This is a genomic window from Curtobacterium sp. 260, from assembly GCF_030803485.1.
Classification (GTDB): domain Bacteria; phylum Actinomycetota; class Actinomycetes; order Actinomycetales; family Microbacteriaceae; genus Curtobacterium.
The window spans coordinates 315,493-333,850 of sequence record NZ_JAURUY010000001.1 but is presented as its reverse complement, the minus strand read 5'-3'; the positions used below and the strand labels follow the sequence as shown (position 1 = coordinate 333,850).

General features: G+C 72.7%; 13 protein-coding genes, 1 tRNA gene and 1 other RNA gene. 5 read left to right on the top strand and 10 right to left on the bottom strand.

Features of this window, described 5'->3' with window-relative positions:
- Window positions 1–122: 122 nt before the first annotated feature.
- Window positions 123–219, bottom strand: an RNA gene (gene ffs, locus J2X59_RS01625) — signal recognition particle sRNA small type.
- Window positions 220–255: 36 nt separating this feature from the next.
- Between ffs and J2X59_RS01620 the strand changes: the two genes are divergently transcribed.
- Window positions 256–930 (top strand): SDR family oxidoreductase, encoded by a 675-nt coding sequence (locus J2X59_RS01620; RefSeq protein WP_066655180.1) that lies wholly within the window; start codon window positions 256–258, stop codon window positions 928–930.
- A gap of 250 nt (window positions 931–1,180) precedes the next feature.
- Here the strand turns inward: J2X59_RS01620 and J2X59_RS01615 are convergent, their stop codons facing one another.
- Window positions 1,181–2,377: an acetate/propionate family kinase gene (locus tag J2X59_RS01615; RefSeq protein ID WP_326495457.1), complete on the bottom strand. Its 1,197-nt coding sequence runs from the start codon at window positions 2,375–2,377 to the stop codon at window positions 1,181–1,183.
- Between the two features lie 75 nt (window positions 2,378–2,452).
- Window positions 2,453–4,561: a phosphate acetyltransferase gene (gene pta, locus J2X59_RS01610; protein WP_326495456.1), complete on the bottom strand. Its 2,109-nt coding sequence runs from the start codon at window positions 4,559–4,561 to the stop codon at window positions 2,453–2,455.
- A gap of 122 nt (window positions 4,562–4,683) precedes the next feature.
- On the opposite strand from pta, the gene J2X59_RS01605 reads away from it, so the two are divergent.
- Together J2X59_RS01605 and J2X59_RS01600 are read left to right on the top strand one after the other, a co-directional pair.
- Window positions 4,684–4,771 (top strand) — tRNA-Ser (locus J2X59_RS01605).
- A 346-nt stretch (window positions 4,772–5,117) separates the two neighbouring features.
- Window positions 5,118–5,762, top strand: coding sequence for a hypothetical protein (locus tag J2X59_RS01600; protein ID WP_326495455.1), 645 nt, complete (start codon window positions 5,118–5,120; stop codon window positions 5,760–5,762).
- A 40-nt stretch (window positions 5,763–5,802) separates the two neighbouring features.
- On the opposite strand, the gene J2X59_RS01595 is transcribed toward J2X59_RS01600, so the two are convergent.
- Entirely contained in the window at window positions 5,803–7,794 is a 1,992-nt protein-coding gene (locus J2X59_RS01595; RefSeq protein WP_326495454.1) for a helicase HerA-like domain-containing protein, read from the bottom strand.
- 68 nt (window positions 7,795–7,862) lie between these two features.
- Window positions 7,863–9,119: a multidrug effflux MFS transporter gene (locus tag J2X59_RS01590; protein ID WP_200884101.1), complete on the bottom strand. Its 1,257-nt coding sequence runs from the start codon at window positions 9,117–9,119 to the stop codon at window positions 7,863–7,865.
- A 283-nt stretch (window positions 9,120–9,402) separates the two neighbouring features.
- Between J2X59_RS01590 and J2X59_RS01585 the strand changes: the two genes are divergently transcribed.
- Entirely contained in the window at window positions 9,403–9,984 is a 582-nt protein-coding gene (locus J2X59_RS01585) for a TetR/AcrR family transcriptional regulator (RefSeq protein WP_326495453.1), read from the top strand.
- A 97-nt stretch (window positions 9,985–10,081) separates the two neighbouring features.
- On the opposite strand, the gene J2X59_RS01580 is transcribed toward J2X59_RS01585, so the two are convergent.
- The 5 genes from J2X59_RS01580 to J2X59_RS01560 form a co-directional block, all read right to left on the bottom strand.
- Window positions 10,082–10,651: a substrate-binding domain-containing protein gene (locus J2X59_RS01580; protein WP_326495452.1), complete on the bottom strand. Its 570-nt coding sequence runs from the start codon at window positions 10,649–10,651 to the stop codon at window positions 10,082–10,084.
- Window positions 10,652–10,698: 47 nt separating this feature from the next.
- Window positions 10,699–12,084, bottom strand: a complete 1,386-nt coding sequence (locus tag J2X59_RS01575) for an MFS transporter (RefSeq protein WP_326495451.1) — start codon at window positions 12,082–12,084, stop codon at window positions 10,699–10,701.
- Window positions 12,085–12,215: 131 nt separating this feature from the next.
- Window positions 12,216–13,361 (bottom strand): cystathionine gamma-synthase, encoded by a 1,146-nt coding sequence (locus J2X59_RS01570; RefSeq protein WP_066655198.1) that lies wholly within the window; start codon window positions 13,359–13,361, stop codon window positions 12,216–12,218.
- A gap of 124 nt (window positions 13,362–13,485) precedes the next feature.
- Complete coding sequence (locus J2X59_RS01565) at window positions 13,486–14,850, bottom strand: cystathionine beta-synthase (RefSeq protein WP_209685071.1); 1,365 nt, start codon at window positions 14,848–14,850, stop codon at window positions 13,486–13,488.
- A 10-nt stretch (window positions 14,851–14,860) separates the two neighbouring features.
- On the bottom strand, window positions 14,861–16,762 hold the full coding sequence (locus J2X59_RS01560) for an ABC transporter ATP-binding protein (RefSeq protein ID WP_326495576.1): 1,902 nt from the start codon (window positions 16,760–16,762) through the stop codon (window positions 14,861–14,863).
- A gap of 127 nt (window positions 16,763–16,889) precedes the next feature.
- Here J2X59_RS01560 and J2X59_RS01555 point away from each other — a divergent pair, with 127 nt between their 5' ends.
- On the top strand, window positions 16,890–18,314 hold the full coding sequence (locus tag J2X59_RS01555) for an APC family permease (RefSeq protein ID WP_209685069.1): 1,425 nt from the start codon (window positions 16,890–16,892) through the stop codon (window positions 18,312–18,314).
- Window positions 18,315–18,358 lie beyond the last annotated feature (44 nt).

Below are 18,358 nucleotides of genomic sequence, written 5' to 3'. Positions count from 1 at the left end.
GGATCTGCCGGAGAACGGCGAGTACTTCCCACGCACAGGACGACACAGCCCCGGAACGAAGAAGACTCCTCACGCACGGGACGACACAGCCCCGGTCGCTCCAGCTGCGTCCTCGCCCGAACGAAGAAGACTCCTCACGCACCCGCCAGAGCCCGGTTACCCTTGCTGCGTTTCCGCCCTGGGGGAGTTGGCCTGGATGGCGTCACGTGAGGAGCCTCCGGAAGTCTACCGGATGCTCCGGGCAGTATCGGACACATGAAGATCGCCATCGCCGGAGGACACGGCCAGATCGCACTGCTCCTCGCCCGCCTGATCACCGACGCGGGCCACGACGCCGTCGCGATCATCCGCAACCCTGCCCACGTGACCGACGTCGAGCAGCAGGGCGCGACGGCCCTGGTCGTCGACCTGGAACAGGTGGACGACGACGAGCTGGCGCTGCGCCTCCGTGGCGTCGACGCCGTCGTCTTCGCCGCGGGTGCCGGGCCGAACAGCGGCGCCGACCGCAAGGAGTCCGTCGACCGCGACGCGGCGATCACCCTGGCGGACGCGGCGGAGCGGATCGGGATCCAGCGGTACGTGATGGTGTCGGCGATGGGTGCTGACGCCTACGACCGCGAGCGTGCCGTGGTGCCTGCCCGGACGGAGGCGGACGTCTTCCAGGTGTACCTCCGGGCGAAGTCGGAGGCCGATGCGAACATCCGGATGCGGAACCTTGCCTGGACGATCATCCGGCCGGGAGCACTGCTCGACACCCCGCCGCAGGGAACGGTGCACGTCGGCCGGACCGTCCCCCGCGGGTCGATCCCCCGCGCGGACGTCGCCGCCCTCGTCCTGCACGCACTGCTCGACGACACCGCCGTCGGGGTGCAGTTCGAGGTGACGAGCGGCAACACCCCGATCCCGGCCGCCCTCCACGCCCTGAGCTGACGCGGGCGGGACGCTGGCGTCAGCGCGAGACGCCGGCGTCAGCGCGAGACACCGTCCACAACGCGAGACGCCGTCGGAAGTGGCGGCGTCTCGACGAGCTGGCGGCGTCTCGACGAGCTGGCGACGCCTCGACGAGCTGGCGACGCCTCGGCGACGGCGCAGCAGCAGGCGCCATGCTGCCCCGAGCCGCGCCGCGCCGCGCCACCAGCCCGACGGCCGTACAGCCCGACGGCCCTACAGCCCGACAGCCCTACAGCGCGACCGCCGCCGACTGCCGGGCGATCTCGAGCTCCTCGTTCGTCGGCACGACGAGCACCGCGACCCGCGACGCGTCGGTCGAGATCAGCCGGGCCTCCTTCGAGTGCAGCTCGTTCCGGTCGGCGTCGACCTCGATGCCCAGGTGCTCGAGCCCGGCGAGCACGCGCCGCCGCAGCAGCGCGTTGTTCTCCCCCACCCCGGCGGTGAACACGACGGCGTCCAGCCCGCCGAGCTGCGCCGTGTAGGCCCCGACGTAGCGGCGGATCCGGTGCCGGTACACGGCGAGCGCCGCCTCGGCCTCGTCGTCGCCACCGAGCGCCGCGTCCTGCACGTCGCGCATGTCGCCGTTGCCCGTGAGGCCGAGCAGACCGGACTGCTTGTTGAGCATCGTGTCGAGGTCGTCGAAGGACATGCCGGCCTCGCGGTGCAGGTGGATGAGCACCGCCGGGTCGAGGTCGCCGGAGCGTGTGCCCATCACGAGGCCCTCGAGCGGCGTGAGCCCCATCGACGTCTCGATCGACCGCCCGCCGTCGATCGCCGCGACCGACGCCCCGTTGCCGAGGTGCAGCACGATCGTCTTCAGCTCGGCCAGCGGGCGGCCGAGGAACTCCGCGGTCTGCTCGGACACGTACTTGTGGCTCGTCCCGTGCATGCCGTACCGGCGGATCCGGTACCGCTTGGCGAGGTCGGCCGGGATCGCGTACGTGTAGGCGTGCGGCGGCATGGTCTGGTGGAACGCGGTGTCGAAGACGGCGACGTGCGGCACGTCCGAGAACACCTGCTTTGCCGCGCGGATGCCCTCGAGGTTCGCGGGGTTGTGCAGCGGCGCGAGGCTGTTCAGGTCCTCGATCTGCTGCTCGACCTCGTCGGTGACGACGGTGGCCGCGTCGAAGGTGGTCCCCCCGTGCACGACGCGGTGTCCGACGACCGCCGGCGGGTGCTCGTCGAACGACGGCCCGACCTTGGCGAAGGCGTCGATCATCGCCTGGAAGCCGGCCGCGTGGTCGGGCACGGACGCCGCGTCGTTCGACGACGACTCCCCCGTCAGCGCGTTGGTGTGCTTCCACGCCCCCGACGACTCCCCGATGCGCTCGACGAGCCCGGAGGCGAGCGTGCGCTCGCCCTCGAGTTCGATGAGCTGGTACTTGAACGAACTCGATCCGGAGTTGACGACGAGGGCTGCGGTCACGGTGGGGTGCCTTTCTCGGGACGGTCTGGAGGCGCGATGCGGGCGGGTGGGCTGGTCGCGGTCGGCGATGGTCGGTCAGGCCGCGTCGGTCGCGGTGCCGGCCTGGATGGCCGTGATGGCGACCGTGTTCACGATGTCGCTGACGAGCGCACCGCGGGACAGGTCGTTGATCGGCTTGCGCAGGCCCTGGAGGACGGGTCCGATCGCGACCGCACCAGCCGAGCGCTGCACGGCCTTGTACGTGTTGTTGCCGGTGTTGAGGTCGGGGAAGATGAACACCGTCGCCCGGCCCGCCACGGGCGAGTCCGGCATCTTCGTGCGGGCGACCGTCGGATCGGCGGCGGCGTCGTACTGGATGGGTCCCTCGACGAGCAGGTCCGGGCGGCGCTCCCGGACGAAGGCCGTCCCGGCACGCACCTTGTCGACGTCCGCACCGGTGCCGCTGTCGCCGGTCGAGTAGCTCAGCATCGCGACGCGCGGGTCGATGCCGAACTGCGTGGCCGTCTCCGCCGACGAGATCGCGATGTCGGCGAGCTGCTCGCTGCTCGGGTCGGGGATGACCGCGCAGTCACCGTAGACGAGCACGCGGTCGGCGAGCGCCATGAGGAACACGCTCGAGACGATCGAGGTGTCCGGCCGGGTCTTGATGATCTCGAAGGAGGGTCGGATGGTGTGCGCGGTGGTGTGCTTCGCCCCGGAGACCATGCCGTCGGCGAGTCCGAGCTGCACCATGAGCGTGCCGAAGTAGGACACGTCGGTGACGGTGTCCCGCGCGAGCTCCATCGACATGCCCTTGTGCGCACGGAGCCGCGTGTACTCCTCGGCGAAGCGTTCGCGCAGCTCGGGATCGAACGGGCTGACGAGCTGCGCCCCGTCGAGGTCGAGGCCGAGCTCGGTGGCGCGTGCCCGGATCGACGTCGGCTCGCCGAGGATCGTGAGCTCGCACACCTGTCGCGCGAGCAGCGTCGACGCCGCGTGCAGGATGCGGTCGTCGTCGCCCTCGGGCAGCACGATCCGCTTGCCGTACCCACGCGCGCGGTCGAGCAGCCCGTGCTCGAACATGAGCGGCGTGACGACCCCGGACGGGGTGAGCTGCAGGCGGTCGCGCAGCGCGTCAGCGTCGACGTGCTGCTCGAAGAGCGCCAGTGCCAGGTCGGCCTTGCGGGGTGAGTCCGCGGCGAGGCGCCCCCGGGTGTGGGTGATGCGGAGCGCGGTGTCGTACGTGCCGAGGTCGTTCCGGGCGATCGGCAGCGAGCTCGACAGGCCCTCGAGCAGCCGGGCGATCTGCGGCGAGGTCTCGAACCCGCCGTTGAGGATCACGCCCGCCAGGCTCGGGAAGGTCTCGGACTGGTTCGCGAGCACGGTCGCGAGGAGCACGTCGCTGCGGTCCCCCGGCACGACGACGATCCCGCCCTCGATGAGCCGCGGCAGCACGTTCTCCATGCTCATGCCGGCGACCACCGTGCCGAGGGCCTCCCGGTCGAGCAGCGCCTCGTCACCGCGGACGAGCGTGGCGCCCGTCGCCTCGAGCAGGGCGCGCACCGTCGGCGCCACGAGCACCCGGTCCTCCGGGATGGCCCAGACGGGGGTGTCCGGGTGGTCGTCGCGCACGGCGTGCTCCACGCTCTGGACGATCGCGGCCAGGGCGTCCGGGTCCGCACGGTTCACGACGACGCCGAGCAGTTGAGCGTGCGCCGCCCGGAGTTCGCTCGTCGTGACGTCCGCGACCTGCGCCATCGCCTCGGGCGTGCGGACGCCACGCTCCGAGGAGTCCCGACCGCCGAGCACGAGCAGCACGGGCGCGCCGAGGTTCGCCGCGACCTTGGCGTTGAACGACAGCTCGGTCGGGCTGCCGACGTCGGTGTAGTCGGACCCGAGCACCACGACGGCGTCGCACTGCCGCTCGACCTGGGCGAACCGGTTCAGGATCGTGCCGAGGGCGGCGTCCGGGTCGGCGTGCACGTCGTCGTACGTCACGCCGACGGCCTCGTCGTAGGAGAGCCCCACCGCGCTGTGCTGCAGCAGGAGCTCGAGCACGTAGTCCGGCTCGGCCACCGACCGTGCGACCGGTCGGAACACGCCGACGCGTCCGACGGAGCGTGCGAGGGTCTCGAGGACACCGAGCGCGACGGTGCTCTTGCCCGTGTGTCCTTCTGCTGACGTGATGTAGATGCGGGTCGACACCCCTCCAGGCTAGTCGCGGGCACACCGTGCGCTCTGGGAGCCGACGGGGCCGTGGACGGACGTGGTCGTGACCACCCCCGCGAACCTGTACCATGGGGTGTCGTCACCGCGAGGTGGCACGAGGAGAATTCGCCTAGTGGCCTATGGCGCACGCTTGGAAAGCGTGTTGGGTGCAAGCCCTCGGGGGTTCGAATCCCCCATTCTCCGCCAGCAGTACCGAAGGGCGCGTCCAGCAGGACGCGCCCTTCGTCGTTCCCGGGTGGCGCACGTCCCCGTCAGCACGGCTCCCGACCGGCACGGCTCCCGACCGGCGCGGCCCCGGCTGCGGCCCGTGGAGTCCCCCACCCGCGGGACACGATCGCACCCCGCTCGGCCCGTCCTGGCCGGGAAACGCCCAACGGGGGTGGAACGGGCTGTCCTCCGCCCCCGCTTCGCCCTATCCTGTGCAGACGGACGACCCCGGGACGGGTCGGACACGGTGCAGCAGGCGGCAGGGGCGTCGCCCGCGGGGTGGCAGATCGGCCTGCCCGTGCGCGCGAGGGGTGAGGAGACCCAGGTGGGGGAAGCGACGGTGTCAGCTGCCGGACGTCTGCGGACACCGGTCCACGACGTGGTCCTCCGCCCGCGGCGCTCCCTCGTCCGGTCGACCGTCCTCAGCGTGGTCTGCTCCGCCGTCCCCCTCGCCGTCGCGCTCGTCTGGGCCTCGCTGCCGGAGCGCTGGTGGGTCCTCGTCGCCGGGCTCGTCGTCGCCGTCGCCGTGCTGGTCGGGGTCCTCTTCGTCCGACTCGGTCAGGCCTTCCTCGGCATCGACGCCGACGTCGTCGCCCTGAACGCGGTCCTCACCCCGAACCGTCGCATCGCCCGCGAGCGGATCGACCGGCTGGTCGTCACCCCGACGTACGGCGCGTCGCCCGACCGCACCACGCGTGAGCTCCTCGCGTTCGACGCCGACGGCACGCACCTCTTCCGGCTGCGCGGCGACGTCTGGGGCGACGACGCCCTCGACCGCGTGGTCGAGGTGCTGGGCGTGCCGGTCGAGCACGAGCGCCGACCGGTCCACGTCCGCGAGGCCATCCGCCGCTGGCCCACGAGCCGCACCTGGTACGAGCGCCGCGGGGGCGTGCTCGCGGTAGGCGCGGCGACCGCGTGCATCGTCGCCGGCCTGCTCGCCGTCGAGACCGTCGGCCTCCTGACCCGCTGAGACCGGCCGGGGCGACGCGCGGCACCGCGCCGGCAGCAGCTCAGCGGCGGCGGCGGAGCGTCGAGAAGATGCCCCGAACGACCTCCTTCGCGATGGTCTGCCCGAGGCCGTTCCCGAGCAGTCCGCCGAGCGGGTCGTCCGCAGTGCGCCCGGCCGAGCGCGACGTCCGTGTCGACGTCGATCGCGACCGGCGACCCGCCGCTGCCCGCTCCGCGCGTTCGAACTCGCGCTGCGTCCGCTCGTACTCCGCCTGTGCGGCCTTCCGCTCGCGCTCGTCCCGCGCAGCCTGCGCGGCCGCCTCCTTCGCCGCCGCCGTGGCGGCGCGCGCAGCCTCCTGCTCGGCGTCCGCCTGCGCCTGCGCTGCGGCGGCGTCCGCGGCGGCGGACTCCATGCGGGCGGCCAGGAGCTCACGCGCCGACTCGGGGTCGACGGTGGTGCCGTACCGGGCGAGGAGCGGGGACGAGGCGACCAGCGCCTCCAGGACGTCCGACGGCAGCGCGTCCATCGATCCCTGCGGCGCGCGCAGACGGGTCCACGCCACCGGCGTGGGTGCGCCGTCCTCGTTCATCACCGTCACGACCGCCTCGCCGGTCGCCAGCGAGGTCAGGACCTCCCCCAGGTCGTAGTCACTCGTCGGGTACGTCGACACGGTCGCCCGCAGTGCCTTCGCGTCGTCCGGCGTGTGGGCACGGAGCTGGTGCTGCACCCGCGAGCCGAGCTGTGCGAGCACGTCGTCGGGCAGGTCCTTCGGCGTCTGCGTGACGAACACGATGCCGACACCCTTCGAACGGATGAGCCGCACGGTGCGGACGACCTGCTCGCGGAAGTCCTTCGACGACCCCGAGAAGAGCAGGTGTGCCTCGTCGAAGAAGAACACGAGCGCCGGCCGGTCGGTGTCGCCGACCTCGGGGAGTTCGTTGAACAGGTCGGCGAGCAGCCACATCAGGAACGTCGAGAACACCTCGGGCCGGTCCTGCACGCCCGGCACCTCGAGCAGGCTCACGATCCCGCGGCCGTCCGGGGCGGTGCGCAGGAACGCACGGGTGTCGATCTCGGGTGCTCCGAAGAAGCGGTCCGCACCCTGGTCGGCGAAGGTCACCAGCTCGCGCAGGATCACACCGGCGGTCTGCTTCGACAACCCGCCGAGCTCCGCGAGCTCCGCCTTGCCCTGGTCGCTCACCAGGTAGGTCAGCACGGCGCGCAGGTCCGACAGGTCGACGAGCGGCAGTCCGGCGCGTTCGGCGTGGTGGAACACCAACCCGAGCGAGGACTCCTGCGTCGCGTTGAGGCCGAGCACCTTGGCCAGCAGGAGCGGGCCGAACCCGGAGACGGTCGCCCGGATCGGCACACCGGTGCCCTGCCCGCCGAGGGAGTAGAACTCCACCGCACTCGCGACGCCCCGCCAGTCCTGGCCGATCGCCTCGGTGCGAGCGAGGAGCTTCTCGTCCGGCTGCCCGGCCACGGCGAGCCCGGACAGGTCGCCCTTGACGTCGGCCGCGAACACCGGGACGCCGTTCGCGGCGACCTGCTCCGCGAGCAACTGGAGCGTGCGGGTCTTGCCCGTGCCGGTGGCACCGGCCACGAGGCCGTGCCGGTTGAGCATGCCGAGCGGGATCCGGACCTGGACGTCAGGCAGCGGGCGGCCGTTGACGAGGGCACCGAGCTCCAGGGCGGTGCCCTCGACGGCGTACCCGGTACGGATGGCGTCGACGGCCTCCGGCCCGAGGGGGCCGGGCTGCGGTACCGGCGGCGGTGTGGTCGACGCGGTCGTCGCCTCCGGCGTGGTGGTCGCGCCGAGCGGCGCGCGGCCGGGAGGCTCGGTGGCCGTCCCCGGCGTCGTCCCGCCTGCGACCGTGCTCGCGTCGGGCGCCGCGGTCGCCTCCGGTGCCGCGCTCGCGTCGGCCGCGCGGCTGAGCGCCGCCGCGAGCTCCTCGGCCCGCCGAGCCGCCTCGTCCGCCAGCCGCCGTGCCTCCTCAGCCGCCGCCTGCGCCGCTGCTGCCGCTGCCCGTGCCTGCTCCACCGCGTCGGTCATGTCCGCAGCATACGGACGCGTCGATCCTCCGGTCCGCTCGTCGTGCCGACGTCCGGCTGTGCGACGCGTCAGTGCGAGAGCGCCGGCACCGTCCGCGGCCGGACGACCACCCAGAGGACGACGACGGCGACCGCCGCCGTGCAGGCCATCACGCTCGCCATGGGCGTCGCCGCGGTGATGCCGAGCCACCCGACGATCGGCGAGACGAGCCCGGCGACCCCGAAGTTCAGTGCGCCGAGGAGCGACGCGGCGGTGCCGGCCTCCTTCCCGTGCGCGGCGAGACCGATCACCTGGACGAGCGGGAACGTGAACCCGCAGGCCGCGATGAAGAACCACAGCGGCACGAGGACCCCGACCAGTCCCGCACCGAGCTGGTCGAGCACGACGATCGCGACGGCGGACACGAACAGCGTCGCCGTCGAGCAGGCGAGGATCCACTGCGGACCGACCCGCTGCGCCAGGCGCGAGGACACCTGCACGCCGACGACGACGCCGATCGAGTTCACGGCGAAGAGCAGGCCGTACTGCTGCGCGTCGAGGCCGTAGACCGTCTGGAACAGGAACGGCGACGCCGACAGGTACGAGAAGAGCCCGCTGAAGACCATCGCCCCGATGAGCGCGACGCCGACGAAGATCCGGTCGGAGAGCAGGGCCTTGTAGCGCTGCCCGATCGTCGAGTGGCCGGCCTCCTTCCGCCGGGCCGGCGGCAGGGTCTCGACGATGAGCAGGGACGACGCGATGACGACTGCTGCGCCGTAGCACGCGAGGAACACGAAGACGCCGCGCCAGCTGACGAACTGCAGCATCTGCGAGCCGATCAGCGGCGCGAGGATCGGCGCGAGGCCGTTCACCATCGCCAGGCGCGAGAGCATCCGGACGAGGGGCTTGCCGCCGAACAGGTCGCGCACGGTGGCCATCGCGACGACACCGCCGGCCGCGGCCCCCATGCCCTGCAGGACGCGGAAGAGCGCGAGCACCTCGACGTTCGGTGCGAGCGCTGCGCCGACCGACGCCGCGACGTGCACCGAGGTGGCGATGATGAGCGGCAGACGCCGGCCGACCTTGTCGCTCCAGGGCCCGACGAGCAGCTGCCCGACCGCGAACCCGAGCGTGGTCGCGGTGAGCGTGAGCTGCACCGCACCCTCGCTGATCCCGAACTCGCGCTCGAGCGACGGGAACGCCGGCAGGTACAGGTCGATGGTGAACGGCCCGAGCGCGGTGAGCGCGCCGAGCACGAAGACGTAGACGAGGCGCTGCCGCCGGGTGAGCGAGTCACCGGGGTGCAGCACGACGCGGAGCGAGCCGGTGGTGGCGGGCGCGGTCACGAGCGGTCCTTCACAGGGGGTCGGGTGCAGGAGAGACGGGATCGGGGCCGGTCGCCGTCGACGTGGTGGACGTCAGGACCGACCGAGCAGGACCGGGGCGGATCGACTCGAATCGATTCGGCCCCGGAACCATCCTACGGGCTGCGTGAGCGCTCTCGCGACGCCCCGACCGCAACGCGCCCATCACACTGCGCTCCTCGTCCAGTCCGCGCGGTCGCCGTGCGGTAACGTCGGACTGCTCGACAGCCGCCTCGTGCGGACGGAACGAAGAGGGGGTGGTGTCGTGGTCGACGCCCGGATCGTGCACACCACGGCAGCACTGCGCGAGGCGGTCCTCCGGCTCGCAGCCGACCGCCCGGTCTCCGCCATCACGGTCGCCGACGTCACGCGCGCAGCCGGCATCAACCGCGCCACGTTCTACTCGCACGCCGTCTCGCCCGGATCGCTCCTGGCCGACGTGCTGACGCCCGAGCTCGACCGCATCCGCGAGGAGGACGTCGAGGCCCGCCGGGCCGCCTCCGCCCGCGGAGCCGGCGAGGACGAGCTCGCCGCCATCACGCGCCGCGGCATCGACGCCGTCGTCGAGCACGTCGTGGCCCACCGCGACATCTACGCCCGCGGGTTGCCGGACACCGAGGACGCATCCCTCCACCGCCTGCTGGTCCAGCACTTCACGGTGTCGAGCGCGCAGCACATCCGCGAGCTCGACCCCGTGTCACGCCCGCCCCTGCTCGACGACGTCGCAGCCGGGTTCGTGGCGCAGGGCTTCGTCGGCGCGATCGAGGCGTGGCTGGCCGGCCCCCGACGCTCCCGGAGGTCCCTGGTCGAGACGATCACCCTGTCGTTCCCGGCCTGGTGGCACTGAGCCGAGCCGGCACACGGCCCCGATCCAGGCCCCGACCCCGACCCCGACCCCGACGCCGAGCCGGGTCGCACTGATCGCGACGGTCCGGGTCCCGACGTCAGTCCCCGGCGCCGCTGCGCCCGTGGCGGTCTCCCGTGTCCGGCTGCTCGCCGCGCTGCAGCGACCGGACGACCTCGACCGCCGCCCGGGCGGTCGTCCCGGCATCCGCTGCCGCCGGCACGCGGTGGTCGACGGAGACACCGTCACCGCCGGTCCCGCTCGCCGGGACCGACGCACCGACCGACACCACGACCACACCGGCGTCGTGCGCCGTCTGCACCGCCTCCGCGAGCGCGTCGGCGTCGACGGCGTGCACGAGCAGCGCCTTCGCTCCCGCGCCGACGAGCGCGTCGACGGCACGGGCCTGCTCGGCCGCGGCACCGGAGGACGGCACCACCCGGACGTCCGGCGAGAACCCGGCCCGGTCGAGCCCGCGCTCGAGGTCCGCGGCGAGCGCGTCGTCCCCGGGCGCGAGCACCGCGCCGACCACCGCGTCGTCGGCGAACCCGCCGTCGGAGCTGGTGAGGTCGGTACTGCGGACCGGGGTCGGCGCAGCGGTCGTCGGTCCCTGGCACCCGGTCAGGGCGAGGGACGCCGCCACGAGGACGGCGACGACGACGGTGCGCACCCGGTGACCTCCGCTCGATCCGGTGCCCCACGCTACCGCGGGGCGGGTCACACGGCGCCGGGGGTCGGCGGTGCGGGCACGGGACCGAGGCGCCGGACCGCGACGATCCCGACGAGTGCGATCGCGGTCATCGCGACGAAGACGAGCGGGAACGACCAGTCGCCCTCGGCTCCCCCGCTGCCGACGAAGAGCAGGCCCGTGACCGCGAGGCCGACCACGCTGCCCGAGGCGTCGGCGATCGTCAGGGCCGAGCTCGCGAACCCGTCGTCGCCCTCGCCCGAGAAGCGGAGCGTCAGCATCGACAGCCGGGGGTACATCGCGCCCATGCCCGCACCGCCGACGAACCACCCGGCCACGAGCAGCCACCACGGCAACCCCCACACCGCGACGGCGAGCGCAGCGAGCAGGCTGACGAGGACGAGCGCGAGTCCGGCGCCGAAGGTCCGCGCCGCGGTGAGCCGCTGCTCCCCGAGCCGACCGTGCAGCCAGCTCGCCCCGGCCCAGCTCAGGGCGGCCACGGTCAGCGCGAGCCCCGCCGCCGAGGCGCTGAGGCCGTGCCGTGCCTGCAGCAGGAAGGGCACGTAGGCCTCGCTGCCGAAGAACGCCGCCGCGACCAGGCCGCGCAACAGCACCACGGACGGCAGGCCCGCGGCCGCCCGGAAGGTCCCGGCCGGCAGGAGGGGCCGCAGCGCCGCCCAGGCGCCGACGACCCCGATGACGACGGCCACGACCCGTGCCCACGGACCGAGGTCCGGCGCGACGTTGAGCAGCAGGATCGCGAGCGCCGCCGCGACCGACCACGCGATGCGCCCCGCCTGCCACGGGGGTCGGCGCTCGACCGGCGGCGCGTGCAGGCGTGCCAGCGTCGGGACGAGGAGGGCGAACGCGACGACCGCGATGACGAGGGCGCCGGCGAAGACCCAGTGCCACCCCCACACCTCCGTCACGACCCCGGCGAGCGCCGGGCCGACGAGTGCCGGGACGACCCAGGCCGCGGCGAACCCGGCGAAGACCGGACCGTGCAGCTCGGCGGGGAAGATGCGGGCGACGAGCACGTAGAGCACGACGTCGATCGCACCGGCACCGAAGCCCTCGACCAGGCGACCGGCCAGGAAGACCTCCATCGTCGGCGCGGTCATCACGACGGCCGTCCCGACGGCGAAGAAGACCGCCGACACCCAGGCGACGACGCGGCCGCCCGAGCGGTCCGTCCAGGTCCCCGCGAGCACCATCCCGGGCACGCCGGCGGCGAGCGGGGCCGCGAACGCGAGCGCGTAGAGCGTCTGCCCGTCGAGGTCGCGGCTGATCTCCGGCATCACCGTCGTCATCGCGAGGTTCTGGAACGCTGCCACCCCGACGATGGCGACCATCCCCAGGGTCGCGAGCGCGTAGCGCCCGCTGAGGATCCCCGACCTCGTCGCCACACTGCTCACCGGGACAGCCTAGGGGCGCGCACCGACGATCCGTCAGGTCCTGATGACGGACGGGAGGCTCCCCACCGGTCCGGTGGGGAACCTCCCGTCCGTCACGTCTGCGTCAGCAGGCCGCGGTCACCCGGCCGCGGTCACCGGGACAGTGCCTGCAGCACGTCCGCGACCAGGTCGCCCTGGTCCTCGATGCCGACCGACAGGCGGACGACGTTCTCCGGGACGGCGAGCTCGGTGCCCTTGACCGACGCGTGCGTCATCTCGCTCGGGTACCCGATGAGCGACTCCACGCCGCCCAGGGACTCCGCGAGCGTGAAGACCTCGGTGGACTCGACGAAGCGCTTCGCCGCCTCGGGTCCGCCGGACAGGGCGACGGAGAGCATGCCGCCGAAGCCGCGCATCTGCTTCGCGGCGACCTCGTGTCCGGGGTGGTCGGCGAGACCGGGGTAGTACACCCGCTCGACGCCGGGCGCCGAGACGAGCGCCTCCGCCACGGCCTGCGCGTTCGACGAGTGCCGCTCCATCCGGACCGGCAGCGTCTTGATCCCCCGGGTCGTCAGGAAGGCGTCGAACGGCGACGCGATCGCGCCCGCGCCGAACTGCAGGAAACCGACCTGGTCCGCGAACTCGCGGTCCCGCAGCACGACCGCGCCGCCGACGACGTCGGAGTGCCCGCCGAGGTACTTCGTGGTCGAGTACGACACGGCGTCGGCGCCGAGCGACAGCGGCTGCTGCAGGTACGGCGACGCGAACGTGTTGTCGACGACGACCAGGGCACCTGCGGCGTGACCGACCTCGGAGAGGAGCGCGATGTCCGCGATCTTCATGAGCGGGTTCGTCGGGGTCTCCACCCACAGCACCGTCTTCGCCGGGGCGCCCTCGAGCGCTGCACGGACCCGGTCGACGTCGCTCATGTCGACGACCACGAGCTCCACGCCCCACGGCACGTGCAGGCGGTTGACCAGCCGGTGCGTCCCGCCGTACACGTCGTTGCCCATCACGACGCGGGCGCCGGGCTCGAGGTACGCGCGGAGCAGGGCGTCCTCGGCCGCCAGGCCCGATGCGAATGAGTACGCCGCGACGCCGCCGTCGAGGTCGGCGAGCAGGGTCTGCAGCGCGTCGCGCGTGGGGTTGCCGCCGCGGGAGTACTCGTAGCCGTTCCGCATGTTCCCGACGCCGTCCTGCACGTAGGTGCTCGTGACGTGGATGGGCGGGATGACGGCACCGGTCGTGGCGTCGGGGTCCTGGCCGGCGTGGACGGCGCGGGTGGCGAACTCGGTCATGCGCTGGGGTTCCTCGTGGGGTCGGGGTGGGGTCGGTGCGGGCGAGCGCTCGCTGTCGGTGCGGGCGGGCGCTCGGTGTCAGTGCGGGCGGGCGATCGGTGTCGGTGCGGGCGGGCGATCGGTGTCACTCGGAGAGCGACGTGAGCAGGTCGTGCCGGGTCAGCACGGTGACGGGCTTGCCGTCGTCGACGACGAGCAGCGCGTCGACCGTCTCGAGCGCCCGGCGGGCTGCGGACAGCGATTCACCGATGCCGATGAGGGGCAGCGGGTCACCGACGAAGCCGCTCACCGCGTCGGTCATCGCGGCGGTGCCCGTGAAGACCTGCTCGAGCAGGTCCTTCTCGGCGACCGCACCGACGACCTCGCCGATCACGACGGGCGGCTCGGCGCTCAGCACGGGCATCTGCGAGACGCCGTACGTGGACATGATCTCCACCACGTCGCGCACGGTGTCGGACGGGTGTGCGTGCACGAGGTCGGGCAGTCGGCCGTCCTTGCCGGCGACGACGGAGCCGACCGTGCGGGCGTCGTCGGTCTCGGCGAAGCCGTAGGAGCGCATCCACCGGTCGTTGAAGATCTTGCCGAGGTAGCCACGGCCGCCGTCGGGCAGCAGCACCACGACCACGTCGTCCTCGGTCAGGTCGCGTGCGGCCCGCAGCGCCGCGACGACGGCCATGCCGCTCGACCCGCCGACGAGCAGCCCTTCCTCGCGCGCCAGCCGTCGGGTCATCGCGAAGGACTCGGCGTCGGTGACGGCGAGGATCTCGTCGGGGACGCCGGCGTCGTACGCGCCGGGCCAGAAGTCCTCGCCGACGCCCTCGACCAGGTACGGCCGACCGGTGCCGCCCGAGTAGACGGAGCCCTCGGGGTCGGCGCCGACGATCCGGACGCGTCCGTCGGAGGCCTCCTTCAGGAAGCGGCCGGTGCCCGAGATGGTGCCACCGGTGCCGACGCCGGCGACGAAGTGCGTGAGCCGACCGTCGGTGTCGCGCCAGATCTCCGGACCGGTCGTCTCGTAGTGGCTCCGGGGACCGTTCGGGTTCGCGTACTGGTTCGGCTTGTAGGCGCCGGGGATCTCCCGCACCAGGCGGTCGGACACCGAGTAGTAGGACTCGGGGTGCTCCGGCGGGACCGCCGTCGGCGTCACGACGATCTCGGCGCCGTAGGCCGTGAGCACGTTGCGCTTGTCCTCGCCGACCTTGTCCGGCAGCACGAAGACACAGCGGTACCCGCGCTGCTGGGCGACGAGCGCGAGGCCGACACCGGTGTTGCCGGAGGTCGGCTCGACGATGGTGCCGCCGGGTCGCAGCTCGCCGGACGCCTCGGCCGCGTCGATGATCCGCGTGGCGATGCGGTCCTTCGACGAGCCGCCCGGGTTGAGGTACTCCACCTTCACCAGGACGGTCGCCCGGATCCCCTCGGTGACACGGTTCAGTCGGACGAGCGGGGTGTCACCGACCAGGTCGACGACGGAGTTCGCGTAACGCACGCGGCCGAGTCTAGGTGGCCGGCTCGGCCGTCGGCTGGGTTGCGACGAACGATGTCGACGTCTGGTCCTGCTGGTGGAACAGCGAGGCGTAGACACCGCCGCGCGCGAGCAGTTCGTCGTGGTCGCCCCGCTCGACGATCCGCCCGTGGTCGAGCACGAAGATGACGTCGGCCTCGCGGATCGTGGACAACCGGTGCGCGATGGCGATGGTGGTGCGCCCGGCTGCCGCGGTGTCGAGAGCGGTCTGCACGACGTGCTCGGAGATCGAGTCGAGCGCGCTCGTGGCCTCGTCGAGCACCAGGACGGGTGGGTCCTTCAGCAGCACGCGGGCGATGGCGATGCGCTGCTTCTCGCCGCCGGACAGTCGGTAGCCCCGCTCCCCCACGACGGTGTCGTACCCGTCCGGGAACGAGGCGATGGTCTCGTGGATGTTCGCGGCGCGCGCGGCGCGCTCGAGCTCCTCGTCGGTCGCGTCCGGCTTCGCGTACCGCAGGTTGTCGCCGATGGAGGCGTGGAACAGGTACGTCTCCTGGCTCACGATGCCGACGTGGCGCATCAGGTCCTCGTGCTCCAGGTCGCGCACGTCGGCTCCGGCGAAGCGCACGGTGCCCGACGACGCCTCGTACAGTCGCGGCACCAGGTACGAGATGGTCGTCTTCCCCGCACCCGACGGCCCGACGAACGCGGCGAACTGCCCGGGCTCGAGCTCGAACGAGACCCCGCGGAGCGTCGGCTTGTCCGGTTCGCCGTCCGGGTAGGTGAAGGAGACGTCCTCGAACGCGACGTGCCCCACGCGCGACGCGTCGACACGCTGCGCGTCGGGGGCATCGGTGATGGCCGGCCGCAGGTCGAAGTACTCGAAGATCCGCGCGAACAGCGCGCCGGACGTCTGCAGGTCGAGCACGACGCGGAGCAGTCCGACGGTCGGGAAGAGCAGGCGCGACTGCACCGTGGTGAACGCGACGATCGTGCCGGCCGTGATCGGGACGTCGCCGATGATCAGGAGGGCCGCGACCACGTAGATGACCGCGGGGATGATCGACAGGAAGACCTGGACGATGGCGAAGAACCACTGCCCGGACATCTGCTGCCGGACCTGCAGCTGGATCTGGTTGCGGTTCTCGTCCCCGTAGCGCCGGGTCTCGCTGCGCTGCTGGGTGAAGCTCTTGGCGAGCAGGATGCCGGAGACGCTCAGGGCCTCCTGGGTGATCGCGGTCATGTCGGACAGCGACTCCTGCGTCTGCGCGGCGATCCGGGCGCGGACCTGGCCGACCCGGCGCTGGGCGATGACGAGCAGCGGCAGGAGCACGACCGCCACCAGGGTCATCTGCCAGCTGAGCAGCAGCATCGCCACGACCGCCGCGATCACCGTGACGGTGTTGCCGAGCACCGACGAGATCGTGTTGTTGAGGACGCTCGCGACGCCGCCGACGTCGTTCTGCAGGCGCGACTGGATCACGCCCGTCTTCGTCCTCGTGAAGAACGCGAGCTCCATCCGCTGCAGGTGCGCGAACAACCGCATGCGCATGGCACCCATGACCTCGTTGCCCACCGTCGCCGTCAGGTACGTCTGCCAGATCCCGACGCCGGCGCTCGCGATCCAGAGCGCGATCATCGCGCCGACGAGCTCGAGGAGCACGGGCAGGTCCGGGCGGCCCGAGGGCGGGAAGAGCCCCCGGTCGAACGCCTGCTGGGTGAGGAGCGGCGGGATCACGGAGAGGGCTGCACCGACGAGCACGAGGACGACCGTCACCACGATCGCGCGGCGGTGCGGCACGAACAGGCCCGCGATGCGCCGGAGCAGGTGCGGGATCCGTGGCGCCTCGGCGTTGGCGGCCCGCTGCGCGGCGACGTCGCCGCTCGAGATCCGCCCGCCACCGCGGGGCCCACCCCCGCGCATCCCGTGGCCCATGCTCATGGCACCAACGTATCCCCGGCGGCGGACACGGGCGGCGGGCTCCGCCGTGGGCGTATTTGACCCCGTTCAGGGGCCGTGCGACCATCGTCCGTCCCCTTCCCCGCGCCGATCACGAGGTCCCATGACGTCCGCGCCCTCCCGCCCCACGTCCCTCCGTCACCAGCTCGCTCGCCGGAAGCCGATCGAGCAGCTGCAGGCCGAGGCCGCGGCGGGCGTCGACGGCGAGCCGCTCCGCCGCTCGCTCGGCGTCTGGCACCTGACGATGATCAGCGTCGGGGCAACGCTCGGCACCGGCATCCTCGTCGTGCTCGGGACGGCCGTGCCGCTCGCCGGTCCGGCCGTCTGGATCTCGTTCGTGCTCGCGGGCGTGGCCGCACTGCTCTCCGCGCTGTCGTACGCCGAGATGGCCGGCGCCGTGCCGACCTCGGGGTCGAGCTACTCGTACACCTACGCCACGATGGGCGAGGGCATCGCCTGGGTCTGCGGCTGGTGCCTCGTGCTCGAGTACGCGGTCTCGGTCGCCGCGGTCGCGGTCGGCGCCAGCGAGTACGTCGACGAGACCCTGCGCGTCTTCGGGCTGCACCTGCCGGCCGCGATCGCCGCTCCCCCCGGCGACGGTGGTGTGGTGAACCTGCCGGCGGCGGTGCTCGTCCTCCTCGCGATGGCCGTGCTGCTGCCCGGTGCCCGCGAGAGCGCCTGGGTGAACACGCTCATGGTCGTGGTGAAGATCGCCCTGCTCGTGTTCTTCGTGGTCGTCGCGTTCACGGCCTTCTCGTCCCAGAACTTCGCGCCCCTCGCGCCGATGGGGGCCGCCGGTGTGACCGCCGCCGCGTCGCGGTTGTTCTTCTCGTACATCGGCTTCGACGCCGCATCGACCGCCGGCGAGGAGGCGAAGGACCCCCGCCGCGACCTGCCCCGCGCGATCATCGGGTCCATCGTGATCGTCACGACGCTGTACATCCTGGTCGCGATCGCCGCGATCGGTGCCCGCCCGTGGACGTCGTTCTCGTCCGACGAGGCCTCGCTCGTCCGCATCGTGGTCGACGTCACCGGGCAGCCGGTCGTCGCGCTCGTCTTCTCGATCGGCGCGGTGATCGCCATCGCGAGCGTGGTGCTCACGGTGCTCTACGGCCAGACCCGCATCCTGCTGACCATGGCGCGCGACGGCATGGTGCCGCCGGTGTTCGGTCGGGTCTCGCCCCGGACGGGCACCCCCGTGCCGAACACGCTCATCGTGGGTGTCGTCGTCGCCGTCGGCGCAGCGCTCGTCCCCCTCGGCGAGCTGGCCGACGCGACGAGCATCGGCACCCTGGTGGCCTTCGCCCTCGTCAACGTCTCCGTGATCGTGCTCCGACGCACCCGCCCGGAGCTCGAGCGGTCGTACCGGGTCCCGCTGTTCCCGGTCGTCCCGGTCCTCGGCACGCTCTGCTGCGTGCTCCTCGCGGTCTTCCTCGGCGCCGGCACATGGATCGCGTTCGGCCTGTGGATGCTCGCCGGCGCGGTGCTCTACCTGGCCTACGGCCGCCGCCGCAGCACCCTGCGCTGACGCGCCCGCGCCCGCGCCCGCGACCGCCCGCCCGACCGACCGCG

Bases quoted from the DNA above. Each gene is read 5' to 3' on its own strand.
- J2X59_RS01570 (WP_066655198.1), bottom strand. From the start codon at position 13,361: ATGACCGAGTTCGCCACCCGCGCCGTCCACGCCGGCCAGGACCCCGAC.
- J2X59_RS01560 (WP_326495576.1), bottom strand. From the start codon at position 16,762: ATGGGCCACGGGATGCGCGGGGGTGGGCCCCGCGGTGGCGGGCGGATC.
- J2X59_RS01555 (WP_209685069.1), top strand. From the start codon at position 16,890: ATGACGTCCGCGCCCTCCCGCCCCACGTCCCTCCGTCACCAGCTCGCT.
- J2X59_RS01595 (WP_326495454.1), bottom strand. From the start codon at position 7,794: ATGACCGACGCGGTGGAGCAGGCACGGGCAGCGGCAGCAGCGGCGCAG.
- J2X59_RS01620 (WP_066655180.1), top strand. From the start codon at position 256: ATGAAGATCGCCATCGCCGGAGGACACGGCCAGATCGCACTGCTCCTC.